Genomic DNA, 16,180 nt, shown 5'->3' on the forward strand with positions numbered 1-16,180 from the left:
CAAGCAGTTGATTGAGGCAGAGAATCACAGAAACAACTGCGATCGGGTGTGGATGATGATTCGGGTAAGCAGAAGGTATAGTGAAGGCTGTTCGCTCACTCCTCATCTTGATGCGGCTGTTATGGCAGAACCGATCGATCCCAAACAACCTCTAGACGGTCATCAGCGCTTAGCTGGTTCGCCGGACAAACGCAGTTTAAATTACCAGGACACCTATCTCTGTCCGATCTGTCGGCATGGACAGATTTCTGCGATCACCCTGATGGATGCCTTTGCCTGTAACTTCTGTCGGCATATTTTTACAGCGAATTTGTCCAGTCAGCTCGTCCAGGTAGAAGATAGTTCCTACCCCATGGTCTGGCGCTGGACGGGACGGAACTGGCAATCCGCCAATCAGATTGATGTCGATTTAACGATCGTGATTTGGTTAGTGGGGACGGCGTTAGTAGTCTTGCCGCCAATGTTGATCTGGTTATCCTCCCACACCTTTCCACCGATGCCGGGGAGTGCCTGGTACTGGTTTCCTACCATCTGGATGACGTTGGCATTTCTCAGCCATTTCCTCTTTGTGGCATGGCTCTTGATGGAACACTACCAGATCCCGTTTTATGTCGCCTGTAAAGTTAGATTGAACGCCTGGTTGTCTAGACGATAATTGACCGATCACCGCGATCGTCTCGCTCAACCTCACTGTGAGTCTGGGCAACAAGGGATGTGTCCAGACTCATCGGACTTGTCTCCTATATCACTGGTTGAACCGCTTAAGCGGTAATGCCGTCCCGATTAGCGGTGCTGGTTAACAAACTGACCAGTTGAGCCGGAGTCAGATTGGGATTGGCACTGAGTAGTAGCGCCGCTACACCAGCAATATGCGGAGTTGCCATGGATGTGCCGTTAAAGCTGGCATAGCGATCGTTGGGAGTGGTGGAGTAAATACCCACTCCGGGGGCGACCACATAATTCAAGGGCGAACTGCCAGCCAGGTTAGAAAAGCTTGCCATTTGTTGATTGCGATTAACTGCCCCGACCGCTAATACGCCAGGGTTGGTGATGTTCGCTGGGAAACTGGGTTGGCTCTCACCTTCATTGCCCGCCGCAATCACTACAAATGTGCCTCGTTGCACCGCATAGTCGATCGCCGCAAGCACCTGACTGTTGGAACTCCCCCCTCCTAAACTCAGATTAATAATATCGGCTCCACTATCAGCCGCATAGCGAATGCCCGCCGCGACATCGGCATAACGACCATTGCCATCGGCATCTAATACCCGGATTGGCATGATGCGGGCATCGTAGGCAACACCTGTCGCTCCTGTTCCGTTGTTCTCGGCTGCGATCGTCCCCGCCACGTGGGTACCGTGGGAGTCGAGATCATTGGCAAGATTGTCGTTGTCCACGAAATCCCAGCCATGCACATCGTCAATATACCCATTGCCATCGTCATCGATGCCATTGCCAGCAATCTCGCGGCTATTGACCCAGATGTTGGCATCCAGATCTGTATGGGTGATATCCACGCCACTATCGACCACGGCAATCACAATGCCCTGTCCGGTATAGCCCTGTGCCCATACTTCGGGTACATTAATTTGATCCAGATCCCAGAAGTTGCCGCCTAAATCGGTGACATCTGCGAACGGTGTGGCTTGCCCGATCGCCTGGGCAACTGCCGCCGCTGCATTCACCAACCCATAGCCATAGGTGGGATCATAGCCGGTGGGTAAATTGACGGGAGCGGCAGTGACTTGCAGGGTGTAGTTGGTATCGCCGTTATAGGGAAAGACGCGAATGTAGTAAGTACCGGCGGTGAGGGTGCGGGTAATAGATTCTGGGTTAATCCCTGCGGCGATCGAACTAGCGATTATCGCCCCACTACTGCTGAGTAACTGCACATCGGCATCGCTACTTAAGCCAGTTAAATCTAAATCAAATAAGGCTGTGCGATCCAGCGTAAAGCGATAGTAGTCGTTGGTATCTGCTGCACCCACGAAATCGTCGAAGGTTTGCAGGGTATTGAGTATGCCAAGGTCACGGGCGGTTGCCAGGGTATTGCCTGCGTTGTCTGGAATACTGATCCCGGCGGCGATCGTCGATAGGTTGAGGGTGTAGCTGGTGACTCCCTGGTATTGATAGACCTGCACTAGGTAATTGCCTGCTGCCAAACTATCAAACTGAATGGATTCTGATCGCGTCCCTGCCTGTTGCGATCGGGTAATTTCTTCGCCCAGATCGAGGATGCCATTGCCATTGAGATCCTGAATTAACCGGACATCCACATCGGCTTGCAGATTATTCAGGGTTAAGTTGAGGCTCCCACCCGTCGCGAGTCGAAACCGATAGACATCGGCAGTATTCGTACTACTAATCGTGCCGAGATTACTAACTGTAGCGTTGCCTAGAGTCCCCAGATTGGTTTCGATCGGCAGCAGGTTACTGGGAGATGTCGTCGGGGGAGCGTCGGTGGCGGATACGATCAAAGTGTAGTTGCTGGTGCTGCCGTTACCCGGATAGACCCGCAGGTAGTAGTCACCCGCTTGTAATGTTTGGTTAATCGCTTCATCGACTAGTCCGGTGCGGACAGAACTGTTGATTAAGCTGCCAGCCGCATTCAACAACTGCACGTTCACATTGGCATTCAGTCCAGTCAGCGCCAGATTGAAATTGCGGGTATCGGTCAGAATAAAGCGATAGTAGTCGTTGGGATCGCTACTACTCACTGCATCAGTCAGGACGATCGGAGTGGCGGTAATGCCCCCAATATCGTACCCAGTCAGGATTGTATTGCCCGGTTCAGGAGTTACTTGAGAACTGATCTCGCTAGAGGCATGACCCAACTGCCAGGAAATTGCCAGGGGAAAGCCAGTTGTAACCGATGGATTGAATGGATCAACTGTGGCTTGAGGAGCGTGGGATAAGGGATGAGTGGGCAGGCTCAACAGGTTAAGGGAATGGGTGGTACTTAGCATGGGTGCGTTATCCGTTGTCCTGTGATCAAGGGGCTGGTGATGGCGAAGGTGAGGTGAATCAAGAAAGACCATGACGGTTTTTCTCTGATCCGCGCTGTCATCCATCGATCGTGGATCTGACTCTGATCTCTTTCTACAGCAGCGAATTAAACGATTCCCTGACCGATCGCATCACGACCTTCCTTCTAGGCAAAAGGTCACTTGATCCGGATAGTTTTATGCAAAATCGGCAATTTAGGCGCGGGGATTCGCTGGATCCCCCGAGTCATCTGAGGTGTCTTCAAACCAATCATCGGCATTTTCCTCGGCGATCGGTTGATTGTCTGGCGCGTCGGGGACTGGCTCCGCTTCACCGGGATAGTACGGTGGAATAATCACCCGATAGTCGGCATCGACAACCCGCTCGGGCTGCTGCACATCTTCGGTGCGACCGGCTCCCGAGTTGCGCGGTTCGCGGTAGCCATAAGAGTACACCGAACCAGATTGGGATGTCGTTTTGGGAGTCTGCGGTGTTTCGTACTCACGACGACTGGCAGAGGTTGATGCTTCACCACTGGAGTCAGGCCGGCGACGGCGATCCGACGATTTCACCTCCCAGTCATCACTGATCGGAGTCTCCCAATCGTCCAACTCATCCATCAGGTCATCCAGTCGATCGCGTGAGGATGCTCGATCGCGAACGGGTTCGGGTTGGGGAGGCTCTCGATCGGAAGACTCTTTCCGCCAAGTGCGCCAGGAGGCATCTGGATTGGTACTAGCGCTGGTTGAAGTGCGGCTACTGGTACTGGCATAGCCGGAACTGCGATCGGACTCATAGGGCTGGGAACTACTTTGGCGGGCATTCTGCCGCCACTGAGTACGAAATGCCTGGACTGCCAGATAGTTAGAGGCGGCAAAGAGGGCATTGATAGCAAGAGTCGTCAAAATGCCAACGACGATCGCCCACAGCACCCACACGGCTAAGGGCAACGCCATGGTTTTGAAGCCCAAAAAGGTGAGGGCAATGGTTGGCGACCAGTTTTGGATGGCAAAGCCAACGAGTCCCCCAGCGATCACTAGCAGCAGCAATAAACGCACAACCATGAGTTTCAGTCAGTAGAGGGCAGGAGCAATTAGCCCTAGCCTCAGTGTAGGCGCTCTCCTCGGCTTCGCGTCAGTAGAGTGGACGGTAGACTTTGTAATTTAAGTTCGGAAAGATGTTGTCGATCGCTTCCACTTTTTCCAGCCAACCGGAATCAATTTTGCCCTGTTTGACCTCTTCATACAGCTTTTGGAACCGCATCAGGTGCGATCGGGTGCGGCGAACGGCATAGGGTACCATCGTGCCACTCCGCATAATAAATGCCCAGTCGGAGGATTGCGCCAACAGTAATTCTCTCGCCGCTTGGTTCAATGCCCGTTTTTCCAACTCATCGGCGGCTTCCTGACGGGAGATTTCGATCATCCGTTCCGCTGCTTTATGCAGATGGGGATAAATCCAGGCGTTGGTTTCATTCAACCAATACTCATGGAAGCCTTTGTAGCCCCAACTGGATTGCGCCGGATTGCAGACCTGCTGGGTAGGATGGGCTTTAAGGTAGTCTGCCAGGTGGGTCATTTCATACACACTCTGGTCAAACCAGGTTTTGCGGAACAGGTAGTCCAGGAACCAGGGCCCTTCGTACCACCAGTGCCCAAAGAGTTCGGCATCATAGGGCGACAAAATAATTGGTTTGCGCTGCATGATGTTATAGAGATGCTCGACCTGGCGTTCCCGGTTGAAGACGAAATTTCCAGCATGTTCCGCCGCTTTCTCCCGCGCCCAGTGGGGATCATAAAGTTGCTTGTCACCTAAGCCCAAGCCCCGCCCCGTAATTTTGTGGTACTTGATGCCGACATTCTTCCGTTGTCCATTCGGCATCACATAGGGTTTGATGTATTCATATTCCGCATCCCAGCCCAGATCGCGGTAGAACTCACGGTATTCTGGCGCACCGGGGTAGCCCACTTCCGACGACCAGACCTGTTGGGAAGACTCGTGATCTCGTCCAAAGGCGGCGACTCCTGTGGAGGTGAAGATAGGGGTGTAAGTGCCAAAGCGGGGACGGGGACGACCATAGAGGATCCCATGCCCATCGGTGAGGAAGTAGCGTAATCCGACATCGGCAAGCATCCGTTCTAAGCCGTTGTAGTAGGCGCACTCAGGCAACCAGATGCCATTGGGGGGACGACCAAAGGTGTCGGTATAGTGGTCGTACGCAACTTTAATCTGTGCCCAGACTGCCTGCGGATACATTTTCATTAAGGGCAGGTAGCCGTGGGTGGCACCACAGGTAATGATCTCCAGGTTATTGCTGTCCGCAAATTTTTTGAAGGCTTTGACCAGATTGCGATCGTACCCCTCCCAGGATTTCCGAATCGCATGAAACTCCTGGGCATAATGTTCTGCCAGGTAGCGCAGATGTCCACTGAAGGCATTGCGCTCAATCTCCTGTTCTGCCAGTTTCTCCAGTTGAGCCAGATGTTTGTCGTACCGTTCTTGCAGCAGTGGATCCAACAGCATCGACACCAGGGGTGGGGTCAGGCTCATGGTCATCTTAAAGTTAACCCCGTCCCGTCGTAGCCCCTCAAACATTTGCAGGAGCGGGATATAGGTTTCCGTAATCGCTTCAAATAACCACTCTTCCTCCAGAACGTAGTCGCTCTCGGGGTGCCGCACAAACGGCAGATGGGCGTGGAGAACCAGGGCAAGATATCCAATACTCATAGGGACTCAGGGATGCTATGGGTGAAAACGGCAACAGGCAAACGGGATTGCCAAGATTGTAAAGCGAAATGGCAACGAAAAGAGTCGTGAATAAACCAGTCCTTTCGTCGGTGGCGATCGCGGGATCTGGCAAGCCGGGATGCAGTCAGAACGATCGCAATTGCTCAGGTTTTCCCTACTCCTGGTGGGCTGGCTGGTTTGATCGGGTAATTTATCTGACTCAGCAATTTGCGAGTATTTTATTAGTTAAGCTTTCAGCTTTATCAGTTAGTACTTAGAAAAGTTTAATCTTTCGTGTGTGCCTAGCAGGTAGTTATGACTCAGTTAAACTTAGTAGAATCTGCCAGACAGGGTGATCCACAGGCGATCGCAATCCTGATGAATTTGGCATTGGAGCCCAGGGGTGTGACGGCTCGGACTAAGTTGAATGATGGTTGTCTATATATTTGTCTGCGGTCATCCTATGTCTTAAATCAGGCTCCCTTAGTTAAATTTATTCGGCGGGGACTGGCCGGTCTGGGGGTACAGTCGATTCAAACGGTGACAGTTTATGGGCAAAAAATTGGGCAATCGACTCCGGTGTGGCGGGAAACCTTGCAGCTAGGGGAAACTCGGCCGCGAATTCGGCAAAAGAGTCAACCAACGGCAACGAAGGTTTTAGCGATGGTTAGCGATTGCCCAGCGCCCCAAACCATGCCCCCAGATCTGGAGGACTCGCCTCGATCTGCGCACACGGTAGCCCCTGCCCCGGTAGAAGCGCCACTGCCCATACCCGCCCGACCCCCGGCTCCAGCCAAGCCAGGGCGACGATCGGCAAAAGTGCCTCGGCATCCCCATAAACCACAAAAATTGCGAGTGGCAAAGCGATCGCGCTCCCCCAGATACCGGATTACTTCATTAACCGCACTGATCGCCTTTCTCAGTGGTGGTACAGCCGCCATTGTCACCTTTGCCAATGCCCAAACGGCTTCTCGACCAACCACTGCACCCAGTTCATCCACGCTTACCGCACCGGATGGCTCCCGGCTCCCTTCAGAAGCAGACCTGGTGAATATTAAACGGCAACAGGAAGCCAAGCAATATTTGCGGACGATGAATCAGGCGCAACAGGCGTTTTATCAACACCACCAACGCTTTGCGGCGGATTTAGAAGAACTGGAGCGATCGGCAAATTTGATTGCTCGGAGTTATCACTATACCTATCAACTTACTGCCACTGATCAATTACAAGCCCAATTGACGGCAGTTCCTAAAGACGCTGGGCTGAAGAGTTATACGGCGGTTGTCTCACTGGTGCAGTCGCCACAACAGACGATCACTACAGCCGCCCTGATCTGTGAAAGTGCCCAACCGTCCCAGACCTCTCCAACGTTGATTTTGACCTCTGGACAACCGATCGCCTGTCCCACGGGAGCCGCGGCAGTGCAATAGCCCAAGATTAAGCTCAAGCGATCGTTTTCCACCTGCCCCAATCCTTCTGCCTAGAATGGAGGCATTGGGTTGGTAAAACCATGATGGGTGGACTGGAATGGTTGATAGGATTGCTGCTGATCCTGAGTGTTTCGGGACTGAAGCTCGATCGGGAATATCAGCGTGGAGTGATTTATCGGCTGGGACGTGCCAAAGGATTGATGGGGCCGGGTTTGTACTGGATTGTGCCCTGGGTAGATCAAAAAGTGCAGGTTGATGTGCGTACCAAAACCGTCAACATTGAACCGCAGGAAACGGTGACGGCGGATAGTGTAACGATTCGGGTCAATGCTGTGTTGTACTACCGGATCTTAGATCCCGTGAAAGCGATTAACCGGGTGGAAAACTACGAATCAGCCGTGTACCAGATTGCCTTAACCACCCTGCGAAATGTGGTCGGGCAAAATATTTTGGATGATGTCTTGCAAAACCGGGACAAGATTAACCTGAAGGTGCAGGAAATTGTGGACGAGATTACGGAACCCTGGGGCATCGTGATCGAACGGGTAGAAATGAAGGATGTCGAGATTCCTTCCAGTATGCAACGGGCAATGGCGAAGGAAGCGGAAGCGGTGCGCGAAAAACGGGCTCGGATTATTAAAGCCGCCGCCGAACAGGAAGCCTCATTAAAACTGGCAGAAGCCTCCCAGAATATTAGTACCTATCCAGCCGCCTTGGAATTACGGCGACTGCAAATGCTGACCGAGATTGGTGCTGAAAACAATACCACAACGGTACTAATGATTCCGTCTGACTTTATTGGGGCGGCGAAACGCTTGGCAGAGTTAGGGCAACCAACGGCAAATCAGGCAGAGGCACATCCATTTACCCCCGAAGTATTTCTGTCTACCAAGCCCGTTGAGGAAATCGATCGCCAGTCATCATGAATTGGCTAACCGTTATGGCAGGACAACGATCGCGATTAGAGCAGGGAATCTCCACCTGGGAAATTCTGGTGCTTATCGTTGGCTTAGGTATCCTGGGCGCGATCGCGATCCCACTGGTGTTGACGCAGACCCATCGGCATCCAGTCGGTGCGGAAGGGAGAACCTCTGTCGGTGCTATCAACCGGGCACAACAGGCTTATTTTCTAGAGCATCAGCGCTTTGCCGAATCACTACCTGTTTTGGGAATCGGGACTCACTCTCAAACCCGCTACTATACCTATCGTGTGCAGGTAGCTCCAAACATGGCAGTTAGCTATGGGATGGCGCGTCAGGATCAGGTTGAGGTAAAGGAAACCCATGATCTAGGCTTGTTTACATGGGACAGAACCGTCGATCGCCGACCATTGAAAAGTTTTGTGGGTGCTGTCGTGCCAACCCAGACGTTAGAAGGAGTGAGTTTTTTGAGCCGACTCTGTGAAAAGCTACCACCCCACGCAGGTCGGCTACCAGCGCCACCCGTATTACAGAATGGCACCCTGGTATGTGCAACAGGTACTATGCCATTAGATTAAGGGGGAGTGAGTGGCTCCGATCCAGGGGTGATCCATTGCCAGAGGGGATGGCTGGAGCCTTGTTGGCGGATCTGGCAGACCTGTTGCTCTAAGCGGGAACGATCGCGTTTCGGTAGTCCCCAAATTAAAATCCGGGTTTGCCAAAGTAAAGAGGTTAAGGTTAAGCCGATACAGAGTAGCAATCCGAAGGTAGGAATAGGGTTATAAATTAGCCCATAGCGGACAGCGACCCAGGTAAAGTAGTCTTGCAGCAGGGCAATGGGATACCGCAAGCCCCACAGACTGCCTAGCCCGATCGTCAGCCACAAGATTCCCACCAGTCCCCATCGCCCGTACATCGTCAGGTAGTAGAGTCGTTGAACTTGCTGTTGAAAGGTGGGATCTTGCAGGTGCGGGGGAGAAGGATCAGGTAATGTCATCCGGTTTAACTGACAGATTGCCATCGGCACTAACGGCAGTAGGTTGGGAAGCCGTACCATAAACCTGCCCAGTGCGTTCCCGCCACCAGGCTAGCAAGGTACTGGCAACAAAGATGCTGGAATAGGCTCCCATCGTGAACCCAATAATCAATGCCAGGGCAAAGTTTTTCAGGGTTTCGCCACCAAAGAAGAGAATGGCAAATAGACTCAGCAGGGTGGTCAGGGTGGTGTTGATCGATCGCGTCAGGGTTTGGTTGACTGCCGAATCGACAATATCGTCAATATGCTGATCGGGGTGCAGGCTACTGGTCTCTCGAACCCGATCGTAAATCACGACCGTATCGTTCACCGAGAACCCAACGATCGTTAGGAGTGCCACAATGAATAGGCTATCCACCTCCATCTGCAAAGGCGATAATCCCAGGATCGCGAAGGCTCCAACGGTGACTAACACATCATGGAACAACGCCAGCAGCGCGAAGACGGCATAGTCTAACTGAAACCGCAGACTCAAATAAATGGTGATCCCGGCGAAGGAAACCAGTAAGGCTAGCAAACCGGAAGATAGAAGTTGTTGTCCAATTACCGGCCCAACGGTATCGATCTGGGTTTTGGTCGGATCCAATGTCCCCAGTTTGGCGGTTACAGCGTCCTGAATCTTCGTGCGTTGATCAACATTCAACGGCACTGTGCGGATCGAGACACCGCGCCGCCCTTGACCCGATACCTCTTGTACACTACTGTTGCCTAGCCCCTGGTCAGTCAGGATCGATCGCACGTCCGCAATCTTGATCGGTTGGGTGCAATCATTTTGGGTGCAGTCCAATTCCAGTTGCAGCCGGGTGCCTCCGACAAAATCTAGACCGGGGCGGAGGGGAGCACCCAGTTGCTGCCAGGAGATTAGCATGGCAACAATTCCTGCCAGAATGGCGGCGGCTGAAATAGCCCACCAGAGTTTACGTTGACGAATGACGTGCAGCTTCATGAGGTGGCCTCCGTTTGAGGCTGACTAGCTTTGAGGTTGGGACAGAAGTATTCGGGTTTGCGCAGGCTGGGAATGGTTAACGCAGTTAGCAGTAGGGTGCGGCTACAGGTAATGGCTGTGAACATACTGACGCTCACCCCTAATGCCAATGTGAGGGCAAACCCCCGCACCAATCCGGCTCCCAGCCAGAACAGAGCCGCACAGGCAATTAGGGTGGTGACGTTACTGTCCAAAATACTGGAGAAGGCGCGATAGAAACCAGATTCCACCGATCGATACAGGGTTTTTCCAGACCGCAATTCTTCCCGAGTCCGTTCAAAAATCAGGACGTTGGCATCCACTGCCATGCCAATACTGAGGATGAAGCCAGCAATTCCCGGTAGGGTCAGTGTCACTCCTAAGAGAGTAAAGCAGGCGAAGGTCAGGATCGCGTAAATCACCAGGGAGGCATCCGCGATCAATCCGGGCAACCGATAGTACGCCACCATAAAGATCAACACCAGAGCTAACCCCCCTAAGGCGGCGTAAATACTGCTTTGGATACTGTCTTGTCCAAGGGTCGCACCGACGGTACGGTTTTCCACGATTTCTACAGGTAGTGGTAATGCGCCACCCCGTAATTGAATTGAGAGATCATTTGCCCGTTCTGCGGTAAAGCGACCTTCAATAACGGCACCACCGCCGGTAATCCCCGTTTCGGCATATTTGGCATCGACGGTATAGGCAAAGTCGGTGCTAATGGGAGCATTGTCTAAAAACATACCTAATGTCCGACCCGTTCCGGCAATGTCTTTGGTCAGTTGGGCGAAGAGGTTGCCCCCTTTCTCGTCGAACTGTAAGCTCACGTTCCAGACATTAGTTACCCCGGTAGGCTGGGGATAGGCATCTTTCAGGTTTTTGCCCGTTAATTCTGTTTTGTCAAATAAATTAGCGATCGCGGCTTGAGTTGCTTTCAGTTCAGCCTGATTTTTGGCGATCGCGGCTTGATCGTTACTTTTCCGCAGTTCTTCTTGGATGTCGATCTTTTCGCGTAACACCTGGCGTTCAATGACAAACTGTTGTTCGCTACCTGGTTTTTGTTTGCGGAAGTCGAGTTGGGCTGTACCGCCTAGTACCCGTTCTGCCTGTTGTGGATCACTGACTCCCGGGAGTTGCACAATAATCTGATCGTTGCCCGAGGTGAGTACCAGGGGTTCGGATACCCCTAACCCGTTGACCCGACCTTCTACTACCCGACGCACCGCTTCTAATTCTCGCTCGGTAATGTTTGGAATTTCCGGTGTCGGCTTCACCTGGATCGTCAGTTGTGATCCACCTTGCAAATCTAGCCCCAATTGCGGCTCTAGCCGAGATAGCACAAACAGCGCCACCAGCACCAGCGCCAAAATTAATCCTAGAAGTATTCGCTGTCTTCCCATGCTGTAACCCCTATAACAAACGCTATGATAACGCTTTATGCCAGGGGCATTCGGGATCCGCTGGAAAGTCGTTTCTCTTGCCTGAATCGCTGATAAACATCAAACCAATTGTGAGCTATGGGGCACTGGTCAGAGGACAAAAAATCCTTAGCGATCGTCACAGTGACGGTAACTGATCCAACGGATTTTGAGTCTGTAGCCCAGCGCGGGGTAGATATTGGTCTATTCGTATTACCAAATTCCGCGATCGCGCCTGATTCTCCCCAAGAAAACATGGGAGAAGTGGTTGCCAGAATTGTGGGAACCTTAGATGTTCAAGCGACATTAATCATTGTGGGTGAAGTGGTTGATTTGGTGGATGTGCAAGCCAAATTTTTATCCTCATTTACCTATCGTTCTTGGATTGTCATTAAACGTAAAAATACGTGTAGACAAAATCAATTTGCTTTACCTAATCAGCATTTTGGCGCACTGATTTATACCAAGTATCAGCAGGGATTACGGCATACGAAGACCCGGTTGCAGTATACCTATTGTCCAGTTTGCGATCGCACTACAAAAGATTACGGTGGTAAGAAGCATACCTATCATGAATTCGGTACATTGATTTCAGATGTCTGGCGAGATCTAGAGATTGATTTAACTGGAGATCTAAATCCTTTAATTGAGCGGTTTGCGGATCTGTTTGGGGTTGAGCCTTATCAAGAGTTGTTAGTATTGGATTGTCGCCAATTAGTATTCAGCCAATCCCAGCCTGAACAGGTTAGTCAACAATTGCCTCTAAGTTTGGCATCGATCAATGCCCTACCCAAAACATTCGTGAATACAATTTTGTTAGGTGATTGTATCGAAAACTTACAGAAGCTACCCGCCAATAGTGTTGATTTTGTCTTTACTGATCCCCCCTATAACTTGAAAAAAAGCTATTTAGGTTATCAGGATGACCAGCACATCGAAGATTATTTTAATTGGTGCGATCGCTGGCTCGCTGAAATCATTCGAGTGTTAAAACCAGGGCGGACTCTAGCGTTACTAAATATTCCCCTGTGGGCAATTCGGCATTTCCTATTTTTGCGTCAACATCTCCAGTTTCAAAATTGGATTGTTTGGGATGCGTTAGCCTTTCCGGTGCGGTTAATTATGCCTGCCCATTACACAATTCTGTGTTTTACCAAAGGACCACCGCGAGAACTGCCGGGATTTATCCAACCTCCTGAATCGATCGCCTTACCCGAAGTGCATAAAACCTTTCGTCCCTTAGAAATTTTGGCAGATCATTATTGCCTGCGATCGGATTGTGTAGAACGGCGATCGCACCAGCAAATTAATGATCATGTCCCGATCACGGATATGTGGACAGATATTCATCGCCTGAAACATAATAGTCGTCGCGTCGATCATCCCTGCCAATTACCGCCAGCCTTGATGTATCGCTTGCTGACCCTGTTTACTTATCCTGAAGAAATGGTGTTGGATTGCTTTAATGGTGCTGGCACAACCACATTGGCAGCACATCGATTAGGTAGACAATATCTAGGGATTGAGGTATCGCCCGATTATTATCAACTGGCGTTAGATCGGCATCAAGAAGTGGCGAATGGCTTGAATCCATTTCGTAAAGCCGATCGTGATTTGACGGCGAAAAATAGCCCTGTGCCCCGCTTCACTAAACAGAAATATGCCGTTTCTAAAAAGCAACTCCAGCTAGAAGTGAAACGCATTGCTCAGGAACTCGGACATTTACCCGATCGGCAGGAATTAGCGCAGCATACGCAATACACGATCGACTACTACGATCGCTACTTTGCCAGTTGGGGGGAGGTCTGTGCCGCTGCCCGCACCACTGGCATGAGCGAAACGAAATAATCTTTAAACGGCTCGGGCAATCACTGTCCGATGTCGGGGGCTATTCCGGGTAATCGTCGGTGGCTCAAAGCCGGCTTCCACCAATGCCTGACTCAGATCCAGCGTGAAATATTGATCCAAATACGGTTCGGTACTCTTGAGCAACGTCAGGATGTAGGGTGGCATCTTGGCATAGATTTCTGACTGCGGATTCATATCCATCAGGGCAACGTGACCACCGGGACGCAGTAACCGTCGGGCTTCCTTCAGAATTGCGATCGCGGCACTTTGGGGTAACTCATGGAATAACAAAAATGCCGACACCAAATCATAGGAGGCATCGGGTCGCCCCGTGGCTTCTGCTGCTGCCTGGAGCCAGGTCAGACGGTCAGGAATCGGCGTAAAACCGGGATCACCCGCCACCCGATCGCCGACCAACCACTGTCCATTGCCCTTTTGGTGCTGGGTGCGGTAATGAGCCACGGCTAAAAAGTACGGTGACAGATCAATTCCGGTAATCTGGGCTTCCGGGTAAAGTTCCTGTAGGGCAAAGGTACTCATGCCGACACTACACCCTAAATCCACGATCGCCTGGGGCGGGACAGGTAACGCCGTTTGCAAAATCTCGTGATAGCTTTGCCGTAACCGGGGATCACCGGAAGTCGGTGTATCCTGCCAAATCCGGGCATGAACTGCATAGGCGGCGACTTCTACTTCTAAAGCCGGTTGCCAGCCTAAATTCCCTTCTTCGTAGGCATGGAATGAAGTGACATAGTAATCCGGATAGGACAGATTGGGATTCTGGACGGCTGCTAAATCCTGACTCCAATCCCGCGCCTTTAAGGCGGCAACTTCCTGCAACCAATCCACCCCGATCGACGCTGCCCGTTTAATCATCATTTGGCGAGCCCGATGTTTTGCCAGATCTGCCAGAGGCTTAATCGCCAGCACACCATTGACCAACCGAGAAGCCAGATTTGGAGCAGAAGCAACTGTCGCTGTCATGATCAAGACATCTCAACCGTGTGTTTATTATCAAGGTTATTATCGCAGGCGATCGCGCGGCTTGGGTGGCTGCTCGGGCTGGAATTTCTCCTAACGTACATCTTGCATCACGCGCACCGGCACGACTTGACCGGGCTGAATCACGGCGGGACGGGGTGACGTAAAGTAGGTGACGGCGGCTCCCGTCGCGGCTCCGCCCAACAATCCCCAACCGGAAAACTGGCTGACTAATCCTCCGGCTAACGCGCCAATCCCAGAATTAATCGCAATTCGACTTTCTGAAATTTTGGGGCTACCACCTAGGGGTTCAGACTGTGCCGCGATCGGCACATTGCGCCCCTGGAGAGTAATTGCCTGGGCGATAAACTGGCTTCCGGCACTACTGGTTTCAAATCGACCAAATACGGTACTTCCTGCCGGAATGATCAACTGACCATTCGCATCCCGCAGATCGGTTTGCAACAACAGCACCTCCTGCCGGGGCGTTCCCGGTTGTAACTGAAGGGCAGTATCGCCGGGATAAACCAGATTCAGGGTCATGCCAGCCGGTAGTAAGGCTCCTGACATGGGCGCGGCTACGGCTTGCCCAAACCCAGTGGGGTAATTAATTGTCCCAGGTGGTAGAGCACTGGTGGTATTGGGTAGAGGTTGTCCGAAGGGGATTACGGCGGGAGTGGGGGCAGCCGGGGGAGTCATCAGTTCGGCTGCCGAACTACTCCCAGCGATCGGTAATGGGGCGGTAGTAGGTTGAAGCGGGGGAACGCTGACCGTTGGCGCAGAACTACTACCCGGAGTTGCCATCGGTAAGGAGGCTGGTTGGGCAGTGGGCTGATTGACAATATTCGGCGGTGTTACTGACGCAGGCGGTAAGGGGGTAGCAGTCGGTGCCGATAGGGGAGGGACACTGACGGATGGCGCAGTCACAGGCGGGACATTGGCATTGGGCAATGGGGGAATTGCGGCGTTGCCAGATGGGTTCCCTATAGGTACACTGCTGGGCTGACCTAATCCTGGAACGGTGACGGTGGTTGGAGCACTACTTCCTGACTTGCTCGGTGGTAACACACTAGGCAGCTCTGAGTCGGCTAAAGTCTGGGCAACCGACGGCAAACTGGGGGAACGAGGAGGAGCGATCGTCGAGGGTACTGGAGTTATCCCGTTATTGCCGGAACCTGCCGAATTGCTGGACGGCACAGTGACTAATGGAGCGATCGCGTTCGCCGCATTGGGTAAGGTTGAAGGTAATTCGGTTGGGGTGGCTGGTAACGGCGGGGCTAGGGGTACTGGAGGATTAACTGATAAAGGCGGGGCAAGGGGTGGTAGTGCGGTCGTTGGCGTGGTAGGTAGGGGTGGGGCAAGCGGGACAGATGTTGGCGAGGGCAGCGGCGGTGCCAACGGGGGAAGAGTGGTGCTGGCGGATGTTGAAGAACTTTGAGCTACTGCTGGTGGTGTAGGTGAAGGGACTGCTGGAACTGGGGCTGGTATGGTAGTCGCTGGCTCACTTCTGGAAGACTGGCTAATGGCAGTGCCAGGGGGTGGAACGGCAATCTCAATCCCACTACTGGTATCGATCGCCAGGTCTGTATCAGACCCACTGGCGGGTAGTAAGGGGGGAGGTAAGGAGGCTATGGTTTGGCTTGCCACCGGCGGATGGGGTTGGGAACCACCCATCCCAGCATTCATCGGTGTACTGGCTGTCGTCTCCCCGATCTCCGGAGTTATCGGTGCAGGAGGGACGGTAATTGTTGCGGGCTCTGGGGTGATCGGGGGCTGTGATGGTTCGGGGGTAGCCGCCTGTGAACTACCGGATGTTGCAGGCTGAGGAGGGGTGGATAGGGGAGGAGCTGTCTCTTATACACATCTCCGC

Annotated in this window: 13 protein-coding genes; 5 read left to right on the forward strand and 8 right to left on the reverse strand. The window is 52.3% G+C overall.

What is annotated here, in order from left to right:
- Positions 1-121: 121 nt before the first annotated feature.
- On the forward strand, positions 122-655 hold the full coding sequence (locus tag ACN4EK_RS16835; RefSeq protein ID WP_431659195.1) for a hypothetical protein: 534 nt from the start codon (positions 122-124) through the stop codon (positions 653-655).
- 106 nt (positions 656-761) lie between these two features.
- On the opposite strand, the gene ACN4EK_RS16840 is transcribed toward ACN4EK_RS16835, so the two are convergent.
- The 3 genes from ACN4EK_RS16840 to ACN4EK_RS16850 all read right to left on the reverse strand — a co-directional run bounded on the left by ACN4EK_RS16840 (position 762) and on the right by ACN4EK_RS16850 (position 5,712).
- A complete protein-coding gene (locus ACN4EK_RS16840) occupies positions 762-2,966 on the reverse strand; it encodes a S8 family serine peptidase (protein ID WP_431659196.1) in 2,205 nt (734 codons plus the stop codon).
- 234 nt (positions 2,967-3,200) lie between these two features.
- Positions 3,201-4,049 carry a LapA family protein gene (locus tag ACN4EK_RS16845; protein ID WP_431659197.1) on the reverse strand — a complete coding sequence of 283 codons (849 nt, stop codon included), beginning with the start codon at positions 4,047-4,049 and terminating at the stop codon, positions 3,201-3,203.
- 70 nt (positions 4,050-4,119) lie between these two features.
- On the reverse strand, positions 4,120-5,712 hold the full coding sequence (locus ACN4EK_RS16850; protein ID WP_431659198.1) for a glycoside hydrolase family 57 protein: 1,593 nt from the start codon (positions 5,710-5,712) through the stop codon (positions 4,120-4,122).
- 315 nt (positions 5,713-6,027) lie between these two features.
- Between ACN4EK_RS16850 and ACN4EK_RS16855 the strand changes: the two genes are divergently transcribed.
- The 3 genes from ACN4EK_RS16855 to ACN4EK_RS16865 all read left to right on the forward strand — a co-directional run bounded on the left by ACN4EK_RS16855 (position 6,028) and on the right by ACN4EK_RS16865 (position 8,641).
- On the forward strand, positions 6,028-7,143 hold the full coding sequence (locus ACN4EK_RS16855) for a type IV pilin-like G/H family protein (protein WP_431659199.1): 1,116 nt from the start codon (positions 6,028-6,030) through the stop codon (positions 7,141-7,143).
- Positions 7,144-7,223: 80 nt separating this feature from the next.
- The gene (locus ACN4EK_RS16860) at positions 7,224-8,069 is read left to right on the forward strand and encodes a slipin family protein (protein ID WP_431659200.1); all 846 of its coding nucleotides are present in this window, start codon (positions 7,224-7,226) and stop codon (positions 8,067-8,069) included.
- Positions 8,066-8,641, forward strand: a complete 576-nt coding sequence (locus tag ACN4EK_RS16865; protein ID WP_431659201.1) for a type IV pilin-like G/H family protein — start codon at positions 8,066-8,068, stop codon at positions 8,639-8,641. Before ACN4EK_RS16860 ends, ACN4EK_RS16865 begins: the two co-directional genes overlap by 4 nt.
- Here ACN4EK_RS16865 and ACN4EK_RS16870 read toward each other — a convergent pair.
- Genes ACN4EK_RS16870 through secD form a run of 3 tightly spaced genes read right to left on the reverse strand, consistent with a single transcriptional unit; the run spans position 8,638 to position 11,463 of the window.
- Entirely contained in the window at positions 8,638-9,060 is a 423-nt protein-coding gene (locus tag ACN4EK_RS16870; RefSeq protein WP_431659202.1) for a hypothetical protein, read from the reverse strand. The two genes, ACN4EK_RS16865 and ACN4EK_RS16870, sit on opposite strands and share 4 nt — an antisense overlap.
- Positions 9,047-10,045, reverse strand: a complete 999-nt coding sequence (gene secF / locus ACN4EK_RS16875; RefSeq protein WP_431659203.1) for a protein translocase subunit SecF — start codon at positions 10,043-10,045, stop codon at positions 9,047-9,049. The genes ACN4EK_RS16870 and secF overlap by 14 nt, the downstream gene beginning before the upstream one ends.
- Positions 10,042-11,463, reverse strand: coding sequence for a protein translocase subunit SecD (gene secD / locus ACN4EK_RS16880; protein WP_431659204.1), 1,422 nt, complete (start codon positions 11,461-11,463; stop codon positions 10,042-10,044). The genes secF and secD overlap by 4 nt, the downstream gene beginning before the upstream one ends.
- A 117-nt stretch (positions 11,464-11,580) precedes the next feature.
- Between secD and ACN4EK_RS16885 the strand changes: the two genes are divergently transcribed.
- Positions 11,581-13,329: a DNA methyltransferase gene (locus ACN4EK_RS16885; RefSeq protein ID WP_431659205.1), complete on the forward strand. Its 1,749-nt coding sequence runs from the start codon at positions 11,581-11,583 to the stop codon at positions 13,327-13,329.
- 3 nt (positions 13,330-13,332) lie between these two features.
- Here ACN4EK_RS16885 and ACN4EK_RS16890 read toward each other — a convergent pair whose 3' ends face one another.
- Positions 13,333-14,313, reverse strand: coding sequence for a class I SAM-dependent methyltransferase (locus ACN4EK_RS16890; RefSeq protein WP_431659206.1), 981 nt, complete (start codon positions 14,311-14,313; stop codon positions 13,333-13,335).
- Between the two features lie 90 nt (positions 14,314-14,403).
- Positions 14,404-15,996 carry a hypothetical protein gene (locus ACN4EK_RS16895; RefSeq protein WP_431659207.1) on the reverse strand — a complete coding sequence of 531 codons (1,593 nt, stop codon included), beginning with the start codon at positions 15,994-15,996 and terminating at the stop codon, positions 14,404-14,406.
- Between the last annotated feature and the right edge of the window lie 184 nt (positions 15,997-16,180).

The sequence above is a fragment of the Pantanalinema rosaneae CENA516 genome (genome assembly GCF_050753385.1).
GTDB lineage: Bacteria > Cyanobacteriota > Cyanobacteriia > Leptolyngbyales > Leptolyngbyaceae > Pantanalinema > Pantanalinema rosaneae.